Genomic DNA, 15,559 nt, shown 5'->3' with positions numbered 1-15,559 from the left:
AATGTTATCACTTATCAAGAGGGGGAAACTCATTGAAAACGATACAAGTTGGCATATTGGGATATGGTTTGTCGGGTAAAGTTTTTCATGCGCCGCTTTTGGACGTCCTTGATGATTATCAGATCAAAAAAGTCATGACGTCCAGAACGGATGAGGTCAAACGTGATCTGCCGGGGGCTGAAGCCGTGCGCGCGATTGAAGACATTACCGGTGATCCTGACATTGATCTCGTCATCGTCACGACACCGAGCGGAATGCATTATGAATCAGCGATGAAATGTCTCCTGGCGGGAAAACACACCGTCGTGGAAAAACCGATGACGGCGACTTCAGCAGAAGCGGAGGAGCTGAGAAGAACGGCTGAAAATAAAGGCGTCTTGCTGAGCGTGTACCACAACCGGCGCTGGGACAATGACTTTTTAACAATACAAAAGCTGATTCGGGACGGGGCGCTTCAAGACATTCATACATATCAAGTCAGCTACGATCTATACAACCCGGTTGTACAGGAAAAATGGCGCGAAAAGAACGGACCCGCCACGGGAACGCTGTATGATCTCGGTTCACATATTATTGACCAGACACTTCTGCTTTTCGGAATGCCGAAATCCGTCACCGCACATGTGATGAAACAGCGGGACAACAGTGAAACCGTTGATAATTTTCTGGCCGCGCTCCATTACGGCAAACTTCAGGTCATTCTTCAATCCGGCTCCATGAATGCGGCAAGCGGCCCGCGCTATCAGATTCACGGACGGAATGCAAGCTTTATCAAATACGGAATGGATGGACAGGAAGATGCGCTTTCAGCGGGCAAAAAGCCGATTGACGACAGCTGGGGCGCCGATGATCCTGACAACTTCGGAGAGCTGACAATCGCAGCGGATGAAAAACGGCATACAGAAACAATCCCCTCTGAGAACGGCTCTTACCTTACGTACTACAAACTGCTGGCAGACAGCATCTTAAACGGAAAACCGCTTCCCGTTACGGCAAAAGAAGGCATCGATGTCATCCGTGTCATTGAAGCGGCGATGAAAAGCAGCGAACAAAAACGGACGATTGCCCTTTAATATGAAAAACCTCCCAGCCGTACGGCGGGGAGGTTTTTTTAAGATCAGAATGATTTTCCGGCTTCTTTCGCGCGGACAATCGCATCTTCTTTAATTTGCTGTGCTTTATTCGGTTCAGCATTATGGCCTTCAACGATTAATCCGTCGAAAGAAGGAACGCCGAAGAAGTTCATCATGATGCCGATGTAACGGTGGCCCATTTCCATGTCAGCCGCCGGTCCTTCAGAGTAATAGCCTCCGCGCGCCTGAATGTGGAGCGCTTTTTTGTCTGTCAACAGACCGATCGGGCCTTGCTCTGTATATTTGAATGATTTTCCGGCTACAGCCACAGAATCAAGGTACGCTTTCATAACAGGCGGGAATGAGAAGTTCCAAAGCGGTGTGACGAATACGTATTTGTCAGCTGCCGCGAATTGATCGCTCAGCTCGTTCAGACGGCCGACTTTCGCTTTTTCGTTTTCAGAAAGCTCTTCAAAACCTGTGCCGGATTGAAGTTTTCCCCAGCCGCTGAATACATCCGCGTCGATATGAGGAATGTTCTCTTTGTAAAGGTCGATATGTACAACCTCATCATTCGGGTTTGATTCTTTATAAGAATCGATAAACGCTTTTCCTGTCGCCATGCTGTAAGATGTCTTTTCATCATGAGGATGAGCAGTGATATAAAGTACTTTTGCCATTGTAAACAGCCCTTTCGTTTTCAGATTACACACACATTTATTATGAAATATGAATGTTTTTTTATACTGATCAGTTCTGTAATAATTATAGTTACAAAAAAATCTTTTCGCAACAATAATATCTCGAAATCAGTATATTTTTTTGAAAAGGCTGCAAGAAGTACCTCCAGCAAATCGAAAAAAACCCGCGTTAAGCAAATTTCGACAAAGAAAAGACCGATTTTGACCATGTTAAGCCTAAATCGGCTGTTTCATTTCAGACAGTTGTGTGGAATTTATCCATGCAAAATGTTCCTGCTCTTATATTAGAGACAAACGAATTCCGCTTCATACGTTCGAATTTATCACACTCTTTTATTGCAGGTCTGCTTGCCAGTTTAACAAATGCTTCATTTTCTGTTCTGTTTCACCTTCTTGGCGAGGTTGGTAAATGGTTAATTTTAGTTCAGGGGCATCGTACACTTGAAGAGTAATATGATCCATAATCATTTCTCCAACTAAAGGATGCAGCAGTGTTTTTTTGCCGCAAGGAGTACCTAGAACTTCATGCTTGGACCACCAATTACGAAACTCAGGGCTCTTATTGGTAAGTTCTTTAATAATATCTTTAAACCACTCATCACCGACAAAACGTGTATAGGCTAAACGAAATTGAGCAATCAAGCGTTGCGCATGATCTTCCCAATTAAGAAAGAGGTCTCGGTATTCTTTAGACGTAAAGCAACGCCAGACTGCATTACGATCTCGATCATTCATTTTATTAAAGTCACCAAAAACCACGGCAGCAGCTTTATTCCAGCTTACTATGTTCAATTTTTCGTCGGTTACATATGTAGGGCAGTATTCTAATTGACTCAATACATTTTTCAGGACGCTATTTACACTTTCAACGAGAGGTCTTCCCACCTTAGATAGCAATGGCCGATTTGCTAATAAAAATAGATGCTCTTTTTCCTCTTCATTTAACCTGAATACACGCGAAATAGCCTCCAATACGTCTGAAGATACCTGTATATCACGCCCTTGCTCTAACCATGTATACCAGGTTACTCCTATTCCTGCCAGCTGAGCTGCTTCTTCTCGGCGCAGTCCTTCTGTTTTTCTGCGCGGACCAATAGGTAAACCAAAGTCTTGAGGAGATAATCGCGCCCGTCGTGTTTTTAAGAAATCCCCTAGTTCTTTCCTTCTTTCTTTGTCACTTAACATGAACATCTCCCCTTATAAGTAGTAGTTTTAATAATAGGATAAACACACTCCTATTCCCATTATAAACCTTCATCTATTCTAATAAATGAAGGAGGTGAGTTTTATGGTTTTCAAAAATAGGGCTGAGCCTTTCCCAAAAGGATTAGTTCTCCTCATGGCTGCAGCATGTGGTTTTACAGTAGCTAATGTCTATTTAAATCAAACGCTCTTAGTCAGTATGGCAAATACTTTTCACGTTTCTGAAAACTATATAGGAATTGTAGCAACTTTAACTCAAGTGGGATATGCATTGGGAAATCTTTTATTGGTACCATTAGGTGACATTTTTGAACGGAGAAAATTGATCCTAAGTTTATTATCTATTGTATGTATAATTTTAGCCGCAACTGCTTTATCAATGAATGTAACGTGGCTGATTGCAGCAAACTTAATTCTTGGATTTGTTACCATAGTCCCTCAAATTATTGTTCCTCTTGCTGCTAATTTAGCTTCAGAAGAGAACAGAGGAAAAGTGTTAGGGAATGTTGCCATTGGCTTAGTGTGTGGGATTTTAGGCGCTCGATTTATCAGTGGTTTTGCAGATTCCCATTTTGGATGGAGATCAATGTATTGGGCTTCTTTTGCTGGCACAATGATAATGATCATTTTAATGGCAATGTATCTTCCAAAAAGCAAAGGAAATCATGCAATGCAGTATAAAACATTACTTGCATCTTTAGGCCCGTTATTTAAAAAAGAAAAAGTGTTGCAAAAAGCTTGCCTGAGTCAAGGAATGATGTTTGGTTCCTTTAGTGCCTTCTGGACAACTCTTATTTTTTTATTAAATACTTCTCCTTATTCTTATGGGAGCACCGCGGCAGGTTTAATAGGTTTAGTGGGAATAGCTGGAGCCTTTGCAACTCCCATGATTGGCCGGGTGATCGATAAAAAAGGATCAAAATTTGCTAATACCTTATGTATGTTTATTTCTTTAATCGCTTTTCTGACCTTAATATTCTTAGGATATTGGTTACCGGGATTACTCCTTGGCGCACTATTAGTAACAGTTGGCACGCAAGCAAATCAAGTTGCTTGTCAAGCTGCTATCTTTCAACTATCTCCTGAAAAGAGAAGCAGATTAAATGGTTTATACATGGTATCTACATTCTTAGGCGGATCTTTAGGATCATATCTAGGTGTACTTGCTTGGAGCAAATGGCATTGGTATGGAGTATGTACAGTTGGGATACTCATGATAGGTATTGCTTTTAGTTCCTTATTTAGCTTACCTAAAAAAAGAACAGTAAAAAATAGAGAATTCGAGAAAGGAAGTCATATCTAATGTCTGAAAATACAGAAAACTACAAAAAGGGATTGGAAGTTCTATCAAAAATTGATCCGCACAACTATCAAAATATCGTGAACAGTTTTAAAGATTCAGCAGCACCTGACTTGGGAACTTTGGCTGTGGAATTTAATTATGGTCAAATTTTTTCCAGACCGGGATTAGATTTAAAATCCCGCCTTCTTGCAGCAGTTGCTGGTCTGACTGCTTTAGGAAATACAGAACAATTAAAGTTTTATATTAACGGAGCTTTAAATGTCGGATGGACCGAAGAAGAAATTGTGGAAGCTATGATGCAAATGTTAATTTATGCAGGCTTTCCTGTCGCATTAAATACCATTTTAACAATAGCTACTGAAGTATTTTCTAAAAGACGAAATCAGCTGTCAGCCAATTTATTGGAAGGAGAGTAAAAAATGATCATTGATAGTCATGCCCACGTAGTTCTACCTGTAGAAAAACACATTGAAATGATGGATTCAAGCGGGATAGATAAAACTATTTTATTCTCTACGCTTGTTCATCCAGAAAAAAGTGAAAGCTACGATGAATTTATTCAGGAAATGGATGTACTGAATCAAATTTTAAATAACGAGATAAACCCCCTAGAAGCACGAGTAAAAGCTCTAGAAGAATTAAGGGATGCTATCGCAAAATATCCTGACCGTTTTATTGGATTTGGATCAGTTCCCCTTTTAAGTTCCTCCGGAGAACTGCATGATTGGGTTGAGAAGATTGTAAAAGATTATAAAATGAAGGGACTTGGAGAATTCACCCTTGGTTCAGGCCAAATTAAAATGCTTGAGCCTGTATTCCAGGCAGCTAGTGATTATAATTCCTTTCCGATTTGGGTGCATACATTCCATCCACTCAATTTAAATGATATTCAGGAATTGTTCGCTTTAACTCGTAAATATCCCACTGTCCCTGTAATCTATGGCCATTTGGGAGGGATTCATTGGCAGCAAGTTATTGCATTAACAAAAGAAACAAAGAACGCCTACCTAGATATTTCTGCATTTTATACAACCTATGCATTATCTTTGGCTATAAAAGAACTCCCAGAGAACACTTTATTTAGTTCTGATTTTCCATATGGTGATCCATTCCTAAATAAGTTGGCAGTTGAACGCCATGCTTCAAGTGAAGAAGTCGTACAACGAGTACTAGGCGGAAATATTGCTAACCTCTTAAAGATTTAACTTATTTTTATAACAATTTCTTAGGGAATATAAGTTTGAAGGATTGCATTCAGCAGGTTTTCATTCCTTACGTCTTTTAAATAATAAAGAGCCGATTTACTCTTAACGGTTAACGGGGTAAATCGGCTCTTTTCTTATCCAAAATGCTGGCGGGATCCCTTTAATGACGGGAATGGCAAGCAGCAGAAAAAGCAGAAACATTTAGTTTCTGCTCAAAATCGGGTTTGATTTACAGACCGGAATATCCAACCCGAGATTCCCCCGCAGTGTATCGGCCGGATAGCTTTTTCGGTACAGCCCCTTTTCCTGGAGGATTGGTATGACATGATCCACAAAGGCTTCAAGCATGCCCGGGATGTCAGAGTGAATGATAAACCCGTCCGCCGCTTCCCGCTGAAACCATGTTTCAATTAATGACGCTACACGTTCAGGTGTGCCGATAAAATGGGTTCGCGGAAACGCGGCTTCGCGCGCCACTTGACGCAACGTAAGATTCCGGGCTTTCGCCTCCCTTTTGATACGGTCTGTCGTGCTTTGAAACGCGTTTTTCCCGACGTCGCCCAAATCAGGAAACGGCTCATCCAGCGGAAAACGGCTCAGATCATAATCGTCAAAAAATCTGGCCACATATTTAACAGCGTTCTCTATCGGAATCAGCTCGGCAAATTCTTGGTATTTCGCTTCCGCTTCTTCTTGTGAGCCGGCTATAATCGGACTGATTCCCGGAAAAATCCGTAGCTTGGAAGCGTCCCGGCCGTAATCCGCCGCCCGCTTCTTCACATCATCATAAAAAGCCTTCGTTTCCTCAAGTGAATTGGAGTGCGTAAAGACTGCATCTGCATTCCTCGCGGCAAACGACCGGCCGGTTTCTGAAGACCCCGCTTGGAAAACGACCGGCTCTCCCTGTTTGGACCGGCCGATATTCAGGGGGCCCTCCACTTTGAAATACTCGCCTTTGTGATACAGGCGATGCAGTTTGTCAGGGTCAAAAAATTGCCCGGTTTCTTTGTTGCGGACGAAGGCATCTTCTTCCCAGGAATTCCACAGACCGCGCACCACGTCCACATGTTCCTGGGCGATGGCGTAGCGCCGGCTGTGGTCGGGAAGGCTTTCTTTGCTGTGATTGCGCGCGGCTCCCGCCTGCGGAGAGGTGACGAGATTCCAGCCAGCCCGGCCGCCGCTGATATGGTCAAGAGACATCAGCTGTCTTGCGATGGTGAACGGCTCAGTGAACGATGTGGAAAATGTGCCGATTAAACCAAGATGGGTTGTAGAGGCGGCAAGCGCCGATAAGATAGTGATCGGCTCAAACCGATTTAAGAAATGCGGGATGGACTTTTCAGAAATGAACAAGCCGTCCGCAATAAAAGCAAAGCTGAACAGCCCTCTTTCAGCAGTCTGCGCTTTTTGCCTGTAAAACGCCGCATTCGTGCTTGCTGTCGGATCGGCGTCGGGATGACGCCAGCCGTCCGTTGTGCCGCCGATACCGTGAATCATGGCTCCGAATTGAATAAGATCCGTCCGGCTCATTTTCTCTCCCCCTTTTTCCCCTCGTAATCAGCAAGCGCCCGTTCTACATGTTCAATGCCGACTTGAGTAACGGCCTGATACACACGGCTGTCACCGCTGCCGATTTCAACGACGGGAACATGACGGATGCCGTACTTCGTCTGCAGCACGTCACTCAATTCGTCCCGCTCTGTCACATCAATTGTTTCGTATGCAACGGCATTTTCCCGCAAATATCCTTTCACTTCATCGCAATAGGAGCAGCCCTGTTTGCTCCAGACCACTACGTTTACTTCATGACTCATGTTCATCCCTCCTATAATTGCGGGGCCGGCTGCACCGCTTCGCTTAACAGCCGGTAAGACAATCGTTTTTCCTCAGCGTTTTTGATAGGCGACAAAATCACAAAATCAGTAATGCTGTACGGAACGGATAATCGTCGCAGCTCGGCGGCAGTCTCTTCTTTTGTCCCGGCAATCACACCCGTCTTTTGTGTAATCAGCTTGTATGGCTGCGTGACTTGTTCAAGAAACGCTTCCGCTTGTTCCCGGGAACCGACATTCACCTTTTTGCCGTCTTCGAGAATGATTTTGACCGACTCACGCGATACCACGTGTTTTTCCGCTTCTGCTTTTGTATGCGCGGTAAAGACCATCGGCGCAAGGTGAAATTCCGCCTTAGACCCTTTCGGCAGATGCTCGTCAAAGGCGTGGCGCGCTTTTTCTAACGCAGCCTCTTCACCGTTTATGAAATAGGCGAAAACGAAGGAAATGCCGAGTTTGGCCGCGGATATCGCGCTTTCCGCGCTGCCGCCGAGCAAAAAGAGGTCAGGCGCATACTCAGTATGCGGCGCCGGCCGCAATGACGCGTAGCGGTGCGAGTCCGGAAAATCATTTCGGATGAAATGAGTCAGCTCCTCAAGCTTTTCTTCAAATAAACGGGCGGGCTGGATAAGCTCCCGCTGCAGCGCATCGGTTGACAGCTGAAATCCGCCGGGCGCTTTGCCGACACCAAGCGCCACACGGCCGGGAGCAAGAGCGGACAGAACCCGGAACTGCTCTGCCACTTTATAAGGACTGTAATGCTGCAGCATCACCCCGCCGGACGCGAGACGGATTTTTTTCGTGCTTGCGGCAAGATACCCCAGAACAATTTCCGGCGCTGATCCCGCTATCTCTTCATTGTTATGATGCTCCGCCGCCCAGAAACGGTCATATCCGTATTGTTCGGCCTCCTGAGCCAATCTCACCGTTTGCCGCAAGGCTTCTTCTGCGGTTTGGTTTTCCGCGGTGACACTTTGGTCTAAAATGCTTAAACGAATCATACGACAGGCTCCTTTATGCGCTCTTTTATGTCATAACCGTAATTAGGCAGCACGCGGCGGAGGAACTTCTTCGTTCTTTCTTTTTTCGTCTTGTAAAAGACTTCCTCAGGCGTTCCTTGTTCCACGATTGCTCCTTCATCCATAAACACAATTCGGTCGGACACTTTTCTGGCGAATTCCATTTCATGTGTGACAATGATCATGGTGGCGCCGGTCCGCACAATGTTAAGCATCACCTCGAGCACCTCGCCGACAAGCTCCGGATCAAGGGCTGCGGTCGGTTCATCAAACAGCATCACATCAGGATGAATGGCAAGCGCCCTGGCAATTCCGACCCGCTGCTTTTGGCCTCCCGACAGCTGATTCGGATAGGCGTGCAATTTATCCTGAAGCCCCACCTTGGCCAGTTCCCGCTCGGCAATGGCGTACGCATCTGTTTTTTTCATTTTCCTTGCGACCGTCAGGCCTTCCATAACATTTTGAATCGCCGTTTTATGCGAAAACAAATGATATTGCTGAAAAACCATCGCCGTCTGTTTCCTCAGTCTGAGAATGTCTTTTTTGGCAGGCTTTTTGCAGTTAATGACTTCACCGTGCAGCGAAATGGCGCCCTCATCCGGCCGCTCAAGTAAATTAAGGCAGCGCAGAAACGTGGTTTTCCCGGAACCGCTCGGGCCGATGATGGTCACGACTTCTCCTTTCCGGACACTTAAATTGATCCCCTTTAGCACGTGATGACTGCCAAAATGTTTCTGAATGTTTCGGATTTCGATCATAATGCGCCTCCTTGATATCTGGCCGCCCTTTTTTCCGCCAGACTGTTTACAGCTTCGAGAATCAGCGTTAATCCCCAATAAATCACGGCAGCCCCGATAAATGCTTCCAGAAATGCATAGTTATCGGATGCCGCAATCGTCGCCGTTCCTGTAATTTCAGGCACCGCAACAATTGCCGCGATGGAAGTGGTATGCAAAAAGCCGATGCCTATGTTGGTGAAGTTCGGCAGCGATATCATGAACGCCTGCGGCAGAACCACGCGCCGAATCATCTGGCCCCGCGTCAAGCCGATTGAATATGCCGCCTCCGCCTGCCCCGTATCGACGGCCATGATCCCGGAACGGAGAATTTCCGTCATATAAGCGCCTGCCGTTAATGACAGTGCCATGATGACAAACACGGCGACCGGAATCTGATTGGCCGACCAGCCGAGATGAAACGCGCGGCTGAATTGATCGGCAATCAGCGGAACCCCTAAATAAATCAGCATAATATGGAGAATCGCCGGGGTGCTGCGAAAAAAAGACACGTAAAACGCTGAGCAGGCCAGCAGCCATTTGATGCGGAATATCCGCACCGTGATATTGCCGAGAGCTATGAAAAATCCGGCAATAATCGGAATGACCGTCATCGCCAATGTAAGCGGAACGGTTTTCATCATTTGTTTGATCGCAGTGCCGATAAATGGAATGTCCAGCTCCACTGTTCTCCCTCCTTTTCAGCCGTGCGCGCTCATGTCAAAAACCGTCACAAGGCGCGTCTCATCTTTCTTGATTCGTTTTTCGGCCCATCTGAAGACACATTCAAATAAAAGGGCGGCCGCATAATACAGAACAGAAAGCGAGATATACACTTCTAAAGAATGATTGCTCGATGTAATCAAGGTCTGTCCTCTGCCCGACATATCCATCACCCCGATCGAAAAAGCGAGTGATGTATCTTTTAAGAAACCGATCACCATATTTCCGATGTTGGGAAAGGCCTGCACAAGCGCCTGCGGCAGAATGATGCGCCGGAATGTCTGCCCCCCGTTCAGCCCGATGCTGAAAGCCGCCTCCGCCTGCCCGCGGTCGACGCTGTTCACACCTCCCCTGATGATTTCGGCCGCTCTTGCCGCGCTGCTCAGCGCGTACGTGGCGATGGCCGCATACAAAGGGTCCATTTTGGAGGTATCAATCCCGGCGAGCGCCGTGAGCGCCGGAATACCGTAAAATACAATGAACAGCTGCACCATGATGGGCGTTCCTCTGAAAAAAGAGATATACAGCTTCGCAAACTGATTCAAAACGGGAATACGATAGATGCGGAGCAGCGCCAAAAGCAGCCCCAATAGAAAGCCGAACAGCAAAGACACCGCCAATATATACAGCGTGACGGGCAAATACCCGAGCAATGTCGGCACAAAGGACGCGATCATACTGATATCAAACGCTTTTTCCATTGCCGATCCCTCTCTTTTTCACTTAATATTGCTCCTTTGAATAATCAGCGCCGAGCCACTTTTCACTCAGCTTTTTAAGCGTGCCGTCATCAATGATTTCCTGCAGGGCTTTATCAATGTCATCGCTCAGCGTTTGTTCATTTTTGTTAAACATAAAGAACACTTTGGCATTTGACAGCACCCCGCCGACCGTTTTTTCTTTGATCGCGCTCGTTTTGTTTTGGAAATCGACGGCAAACGGCGTAGAAATCGTCGCATCGGCGCGGCCGGATTTCAGCTGATTTGCCGCATCGTTGGAGCCTTGGCCGGCATAAGCGATTTCAAACGGACTGCCGTGTTTTTTATTCCATTTTTTCAGCACAAGCGCGCCGTTTGACGTCGGACTTGTAATGACCCGCTTTCCTTTCAAGTCATCAATGCCGTGAATGTTCCCGTTTTCTTGAAGCACCGTGATTTTCAGCGGGAAGTTGTTATACGCGACTTGATTGAACAGAAATTTTTTCTCCCGTTCGGCGCTTTTCTCCATTTGATGGGCTACGATATCGACTTTATGCTGGCCGAGGCTGACAAGCAGGTTGGAGAAATCCATCGTTTTAAAAGTGAAACGATAGTCCGGCAGGCGCCTGTCAAGCTCTTTCACCAGCTCAACGTCGTAGCCCGTCAATTTGCCTTTATCATCAATAAAGCAAATATTCGGAAATTGAGTTCCCGTGCCGACCGTGATTTTCTTCACGTTTTTCTGATTGCCTGATGCCGCCTCCCCGCCCGCGCCGCAGGCTGATAACGCCGCCGTTGCGGCAATTGTTAATGACATGACCGCCAATCTTATTTTCATGTGATCGCCCCGTTTTCTGCTTCAATTATTTCGTGAAACTTGATTTTGAATAATCCGCGCCGAGCCATTTTTCACTCAGTCTTTTCAATGTGCCGTCCTTCTCAAGCTTTTGAATCGCCCGATCCGTATCGTCGGCCAGGGTTTGGCTGTTTTTATTGAACATAAAATACACCTCGGTATCCAGCAGCACATCACCGACCGTTTTTTGTTTGAACGCGTGCGTCTTATTTTGAAAATCGACGGCAAACGGCGTGGATACGGTGGCGTCAGCGCGTCCTGTCTCCATTTGGTTTGCTGTATCACTGCTGCCCTGCCCGGCGTATTTCAAATGTATCGGGCTGCCGTGGGTTTTGTTGTATGCCGTCATATAATCCGCCGCGTTTGACGTCGCGCCGACGATGACGGTTTTCCCTTTTAAATCCCGGAGCGTGTGTATCGCGTCATTATCCGCCTTCACCGTGATGTACATCGGCGAGTAGTTATACGGGATTTTGTGATACAAAAAGCGTTTCTCCCGTTCCTTATTTTTCGCCATATTGTGCGCGATCACGTCAATTTTCCGGTTTCCGAGACTTGTAAGCAGATTCGAAAAATCCATCGTCTTAAAGACAAATTTGTATTGCGGCAGCTGTTTATCAATGGCTTTCATCACTTCAATGTCATAGCCGGTCAGCTCGCCTTTTTCATCCATAAAAGCAATGTTCGGAAAATCAGTTCCCGTGCCGACAATGACGGTCTGCACGCCGCTCCCCGCTTTTGTGCTTTCTCCTTGCCCGCACCCGGCCAGCACACCGAGCAGCAGAAGCAGACAGCCGGCTCTGATCCGTTTTTTTATCATTGCGCCCAGCTCGGTGTGCCTAACAGCGACGCGTCAAACCGCTCCGGTATGAGCACCTTTCTCATCATGACTCCGATGTCTCCGTCTTTCTCCTGCTCAAAATACACTTCATACCCCCTCCGTCTGTACATATCTACAAGCCAGGGATGCTTGCGCGCCGAAGTGCCGAGCGTGATGGCCGGGGCCTTCAGCGTATCCCGCAGCACGTGTTCCTCCACATAAGTCAAAAGTTTGCTGCCGATGCCCTGCCCCTTCAGCTCAGGAAGCGTCGCAAACCACCAGACGAACGGATATTTTGACGGAGGCGTGTCACTCTCCCACGGAAAACGGATCGTAATTGTTGATAGAAGCCGTCCGTCCCGTTCGAGCACGACGGCTGAATGATTTTCAATATTTTCTGTTACCATATCGATGTCGGCCCGCGCCGACGGCCAGTCAATCTCCAAATTGCGGATCGGCTGAAACGCGCTGTACAGCAGCTCTAAAAACTCCGGCGCATCCTTTTTCTCAGCCAATCGAAATATGTCTTCACTCATTCCGGTCACTCTCCCCGCAAAAATATATAATTCCAATTTGTTTACTAAGCTTTGATTGTTTATACTATAAAGCAAACTGATTTATTTGACTAATCAAAAAAAGTAAAGGAAAGGTTCAAGAAAATTAATGAACAGCCGGGAGGGGATTTCGTTGGAATTACGCACCATTAAGACGTTCCATACGATCGTACAGTCAGGCAGCTTTTATAAAGCCGCCGAAATTCTGAACTACTCACAGCCGACGATTTCAATGCGGATTAAACAGCTGGAACAGGATGTAGGCGCGCAGCTGTTTGAACGGGGAAAGAAGCTGAAGCTGACAAGGGCGGGGCGGCTGTTTCATGAGCGGGCCGGGCAGCTTCTCGCGCAATACGAGGTGCTTGACCATACTCTGGCCGACATCAGACAGGGGCAGGCCGGCCTTATTCACATCGGCATATCCGAACCGACGGCAAGCCTGATCTTCCCTGCCGTACTGCGGGGGTTTTTAGATGATTATCCTGACATGTCGGTCAATGTCAGCGTGGATGATGCCAATACATGCAGCCGCAAACTGCTGGAGGGCGCCATTGATTTTGCCGTATGCGGCGAGCCGGAGCTGATTCTGGAGAATTATTTCGATCCGTTTTTCCATGACTCGCTCAATGTCATCGTGTCCGACAGACATCCCCTTGCCGCCAAAGCAAGCATCAATCTCGAAGACTTAGAAAATGAATGCCTGATTTTTACGCCCGCCAATTGCCCGATCCGGATTCAAATTGAACAGCACCTGCAGCGGTCCATCGGCAGCCGCTATCGAAAAATGGAGCTGACCAGCAGCATGGCTCACCAATACTATGTCAGGGAAAATATCGGCGTCTCAATCTTTACGGCGACGGCGCACTCAGAGCCGATCGAGGGCACGAAGGTCATTCCGATCCATAACTTAACAATTTCACCGCCGGTCGGGCTGTTGACAAACCAAAAAGAAGAGCATTTTGACTGCGCCACAAAAGATTTAATCAGCAGGATCATCGGCCGGTTTTCAGCGTGATCCGCATTACAAAAACCCCCGCCACTTTGCGGGGGTTTTTGTATATTCATCTTATATAATGCTCCGCACCAAGCCGCCGTCGATCCGCAATGCAGATCCGTTAATGGCAGACGACAGCGGGCTGCTTAAAAAGGCGACAAAGTGGGCGATTTCTTCCGGACGGATCAATCGCTGAATGATCGACGTCGGACGATTCTCCTTCATAAATCGTCTCTCCGCCTCCGCCGCGGTCAGGTTTTCACCGGGATAAAGCGACTCGAGCATTGTTTCGACGCCCTCTGTTTTCGTGGAGCCGGGCATGACCGTATTCACCGTCACATTCGTCCCTTCCGTGAGCTCGGCCAGACTGCGTGACAGCGACAGCTGCGTCGTTTTCGTGGCGCTGTAGTGTGCCATTTCCTGAGAAGGCATGACGGCCGCTTCACTCGCGATAAAAATCACCCGCCCTTCCTTCCGTTCAATCATCCGCTTTGCATACCGGCGTGTCAGCCTCACGCCGCTCATGATATTCACCTCGAAAAACCGGAGCCACTCTTCGTCAGGAATATCAAAGTATTCCGCAGGTTCAAAGATTCCTAAATTGTTGACGAGAATATCCACATCAGGGTACTGCTGAAAAATCGCGCCGCATCCTTCCGCCGTGCCTAAATCAAATGCGGCCGGATAGAGACGGGCATCCGGCGTCTGTTTCTCTAGTTCCCGGATCGTTTCGTTCACCTTTTCTTCACGGCGTCCGTTAATGATCACAGCCGCACCTTCTGCAATCAGCGAAGCCGCAATCGCCTTCCCGATGCCTGACGTAGATCCCGTCACAAGCGCCGTCTTTCCTTTCAACTGCAAATCCATCATCCATTCCTCCCTATCGCAAGTCTCTTCTTATATATGGACAGAAATCGAAAGCCTGAAACCTTCCGTCCCTATTATCGGATAGAAAAATAGATGAGGGGAAGTACGCACTTTTTAGTGCCTGTCCGTTGTCCCGGCTGACGGCTGATCGATTTGAATGAAAAATTCACCATCTAATTCTGCCTGAGCCTTTTTTAATATCCTTAATACATTATCAGCATCCGAACCCAATTCCTTCTGACTGATCTCAAAATTCTTCCACACCAAAGTCAGCGGAAGTTCGATCCAGCCTGTCAGACAATCCCATAAGGCATTCAGATTTTCACCATAAAAGTCCGGGAAATCTAATTGATCTTTTAAGATTCGGTGTAAAGCTTCTGTGCTTGTAACATCTTTTCCGTCTATGATGACGATTTCCATTTACATTCACTCCTTGATTTTTCGGCATGAAAAAAACCGCAGTGCGTCATGTGACAGCACTGCGGTTCCTCTGTTATGTATGGAGACGGTGGGAGTCGAACCCACGTCCAGAAACATCGATTACTTAAGCGTCTACGAGCGTAGCCTGCATATTTCGTGTTTCACTCGTCTTCGTGCCTGCGGGCGGGCCTTCCGAGAGCTAGTCTGTCAGTCTCTTCTTACGTTCTCAGACGGGAACGCAAGCGTAGCCTACTTGGATGTGCTCTTCACGGACACATAGGCAATGTCAGGAAGAGCTCGCTGCGTTTATTAGGCAGCTAGTGCTAAGTTTTGGTTAAAACTTTTAGTTTTGCCAGTTATATTTAGGTGCGTGTTAACGAGATCGCCTCTCGGCTCGCAGCTCAAGCTCGATCCATCCCTGTCGAATCCGTAACGTCCCCTTGTTAAGGGTATACGGGAGATCTATCAAGCTCTTGCTCAACTGGCTGTACTGTTATTATACCATGATCACAGGC

Annotated in this window: 18 protein-coding genes and 1 other RNA gene; 5 read left to right on the top strand and 14 right to left on the bottom strand. The window is 46.9% G+C overall.

Annotation, left to right across the window (positions count from 1 at the left end; translation table 11 throughout):
• Positions 1-32: 32 nt before the first annotated feature.
• Positions 33-1,073: an oxidoreductase gene (locus tag NQS30_RS02315; protein WP_025285266.1), complete on the top strand. Its 1,041-nt coding sequence runs from the start codon at positions 33-35 to the stop codon at positions 1,071-1,073.
• Between the two features lie 44 nt (positions 1,074-1,117).
• Here the strand turns inward: NQS30_RS02315 and NQS30_RS02310 are convergent, their stop codons facing one another.
• Both NQS30_RS02310 and NQS30_RS02305 read right to left on the bottom strand, forming a co-directional pair.
• Positions 1,118-1,753: an FMN-dependent NADH-azoreductase gene (locus NQS30_RS02310; RefSeq protein WP_025285267.1), complete on the bottom strand. Its 636-nt coding sequence runs from the start codon at positions 1,751-1,753 to the stop codon at positions 1,118-1,120.
• Positions 1,754-2,107: 354 nt separating this feature from the next.
• Positions 2,108-2,959, bottom strand: a complete 852-nt coding sequence (locus tag NQS30_RS02305) for a helix-turn-helix transcriptional regulator (protein ID WP_007410007.1) — start codon at positions 2,957-2,959, stop codon at positions 2,108-2,110.
• Positions 2,960-3,062: 103 nt separating this feature from the next.
• On the opposite strand from NQS30_RS02305, the gene NQS30_RS02300 reads away from it, so the two are divergent.
• From NQS30_RS02300 to NQS30_RS02290, 3 genes are read left to right on the top strand one after another with little or no spacing between them, the layout of a single operon-like run.
• Entirely contained in the window at positions 3,063-4,280 is a 1,218-nt protein-coding gene (locus NQS30_RS02300; RefSeq protein WP_015418216.1) for an MFS transporter, read from the top strand.
• Positions 4,280-4,696, top strand: coding sequence for a carboxymuconolactone decarboxylase family protein (locus NQS30_RS02295; protein ID WP_007410005.1), 417 nt, complete (start codon positions 4,280-4,282; stop codon positions 4,694-4,696). Before NQS30_RS02300 ends, NQS30_RS02295 begins: the two co-directional genes overlap by 1 nt.
• Before the next feature lie 3 nt (positions 4,697-4,699).
• Positions 4,700-5,485: an amidohydrolase family protein gene (locus NQS30_RS02290; protein ID WP_015240588.1), complete on the top strand. Its 786-nt coding sequence runs from the start codon at positions 4,700-4,702 to the stop codon at positions 5,483-5,485.
• A 201-nt stretch (positions 5,486-5,686) separates the two neighbouring features.
• Here NQS30_RS02290 and NQS30_RS02285 read toward each other — a convergent pair whose 3' ends face one another.
• The 9 genes from NQS30_RS02285 to NQS30_RS02245 are packed head-to-tail and all read right to left on the bottom strand — an operon-like array spanning position 5,687 to position 12,745.
• Entirely contained in the window at positions 5,687-7,015 is a 1,329-nt protein-coding gene (locus tag NQS30_RS02285) for an LLM class flavin-dependent oxidoreductase (protein WP_218791371.1), read from the bottom strand.
• The gene (locus NQS30_RS02280) at positions 7,012-7,299 is read right to left on the bottom strand and encodes a glutaredoxin family protein (RefSeq protein ID WP_072589568.1); all 288 of its coding nucleotides are present in this window, start codon (positions 7,297-7,299) and stop codon (positions 7,012-7,014) included. Before NQS30_RS02280 ends, NQS30_RS02285 begins: the two co-directional genes overlap by 4 nt.
• Before the next feature lie 11 nt (positions 7,300-7,310).
• A complete protein-coding gene (locus NQS30_RS02275) occupies positions 7,311-8,318 on the bottom strand; it encodes an LLM class flavin-dependent oxidoreductase (RefSeq protein WP_085342324.1) in 1,008 nt (335 codons plus the stop codon).
• Complete coding sequence (locus NQS30_RS02270) at positions 8,315-9,094, bottom strand: amino acid ABC transporter ATP-binding protein (protein ID WP_218791372.1); 780 nt, start codon at positions 9,092-9,094, stop codon at positions 8,315-8,317. The genes NQS30_RS02275 and NQS30_RS02270 overlap by 4 nt, the downstream gene beginning before the upstream one ends.
• A complete protein-coding gene (locus tag NQS30_RS02265; protein WP_020956345.1) occupies positions 9,091-9,798 on the bottom strand; it encodes an amino acid ABC transporter permease in 708 nt (235 codons plus the stop codon). The genes NQS30_RS02270 and NQS30_RS02265 overlap by 4 nt, the downstream gene beginning before the upstream one ends.
• 15 nt (positions 9,799-9,813) lie before the next feature.
• Positions 9,814-10,536 carry an amino acid ABC transporter permease gene (locus NQS30_RS02260; protein ID WP_012118458.1) on the bottom strand — a complete coding sequence of 241 codons (723 nt, stop codon included), beginning with the start codon at positions 10,534-10,536 and terminating at the stop codon, positions 9,814-9,816.
• A gap of 22 nt (positions 10,537-10,558) precedes the next feature.
• Positions 10,559-11,371 (bottom strand): amino acid ABC transporter substrate-binding protein, encoded by an 813-nt coding sequence (locus NQS30_RS02255; RefSeq protein ID WP_218791373.1) that lies wholly within the window; start codon positions 11,369-11,371, stop codon positions 10,559-10,561.
• A gap of 25 nt (positions 11,372-11,396) precedes the next feature.
• Positions 11,397-12,209, bottom strand: coding sequence for an amino acid ABC transporter substrate-binding protein (locus NQS30_RS02250; RefSeq protein WP_069007348.1), 813 nt, complete (start codon positions 12,207-12,209; stop codon positions 11,397-11,399).
• Positions 12,206-12,745 carry a GNAT family N-acetyltransferase gene (locus NQS30_RS02245; protein WP_003151702.1) on the bottom strand — a complete coding sequence of 180 codons (540 nt, stop codon included), beginning with the start codon at positions 12,743-12,745 and terminating at the stop codon, positions 12,206-12,208. Before NQS30_RS02245 ends, NQS30_RS02250 begins: the two co-directional genes overlap by 4 nt.
• A gap of 151 nt (positions 12,746-12,896) precedes the next feature.
• Between NQS30_RS02245 and NQS30_RS02240 the strand changes: the two genes are divergently transcribed.
• Positions 12,897-13,778 carry a LysR family transcriptional regulator gene (locus NQS30_RS02240; protein WP_023357134.1) on the top strand — a complete coding sequence of 294 codons (882 nt, stop codon included), beginning with the start codon at positions 12,897-12,899 and terminating at the stop codon, positions 13,776-13,778.
• A gap of 51 nt (positions 13,779-13,829) precedes the next feature.
• On the opposite strand, the gene NQS30_RS02235 is transcribed toward NQS30_RS02240, so the two are convergent.
• The 3 genes from NQS30_RS02235 to ssrA form a co-directional block, all read right to left on the bottom strand.
• Positions 13,830-14,624 (bottom strand): SDR family NAD(P)-dependent oxidoreductase, encoded by a 795-nt coding sequence (locus tag NQS30_RS02235; protein WP_015418226.1) that lies wholly within the window; start codon positions 14,622-14,624, stop codon positions 13,830-13,832.
• 114 nt (positions 14,625-14,738) lie between these two features.
• Complete coding sequence (locus NQS30_RS02230) at positions 14,739-15,044, bottom strand: barstar family protein (protein ID WP_218791374.1); 306 nt, start codon at positions 15,042-15,044, stop codon at positions 14,739-14,741.
• A 77-nt stretch (positions 15,045-15,121) separates the two neighbouring features.
• Positions 15,122-15,484: a transfer-messenger RNA gene (gene ssrA, locus NQS30_RS02225) on the bottom strand.
• Between the last annotated feature and the right edge of the window lie 75 nt (positions 15,485-15,559).

Source organism: Bacillus sp. B1(2022) (assembly GCF_040259625.1).
Classification (GTDB): domain Bacteria; phylum Bacillota; class Bacilli; order Bacillales; family Bacillaceae; genus Bacillus; species Bacillus velezensis.
Note: the sequence above shows the minus strand (reverse complement) of the source record. Positions and strands in the feature narration are given on the sequence as shown.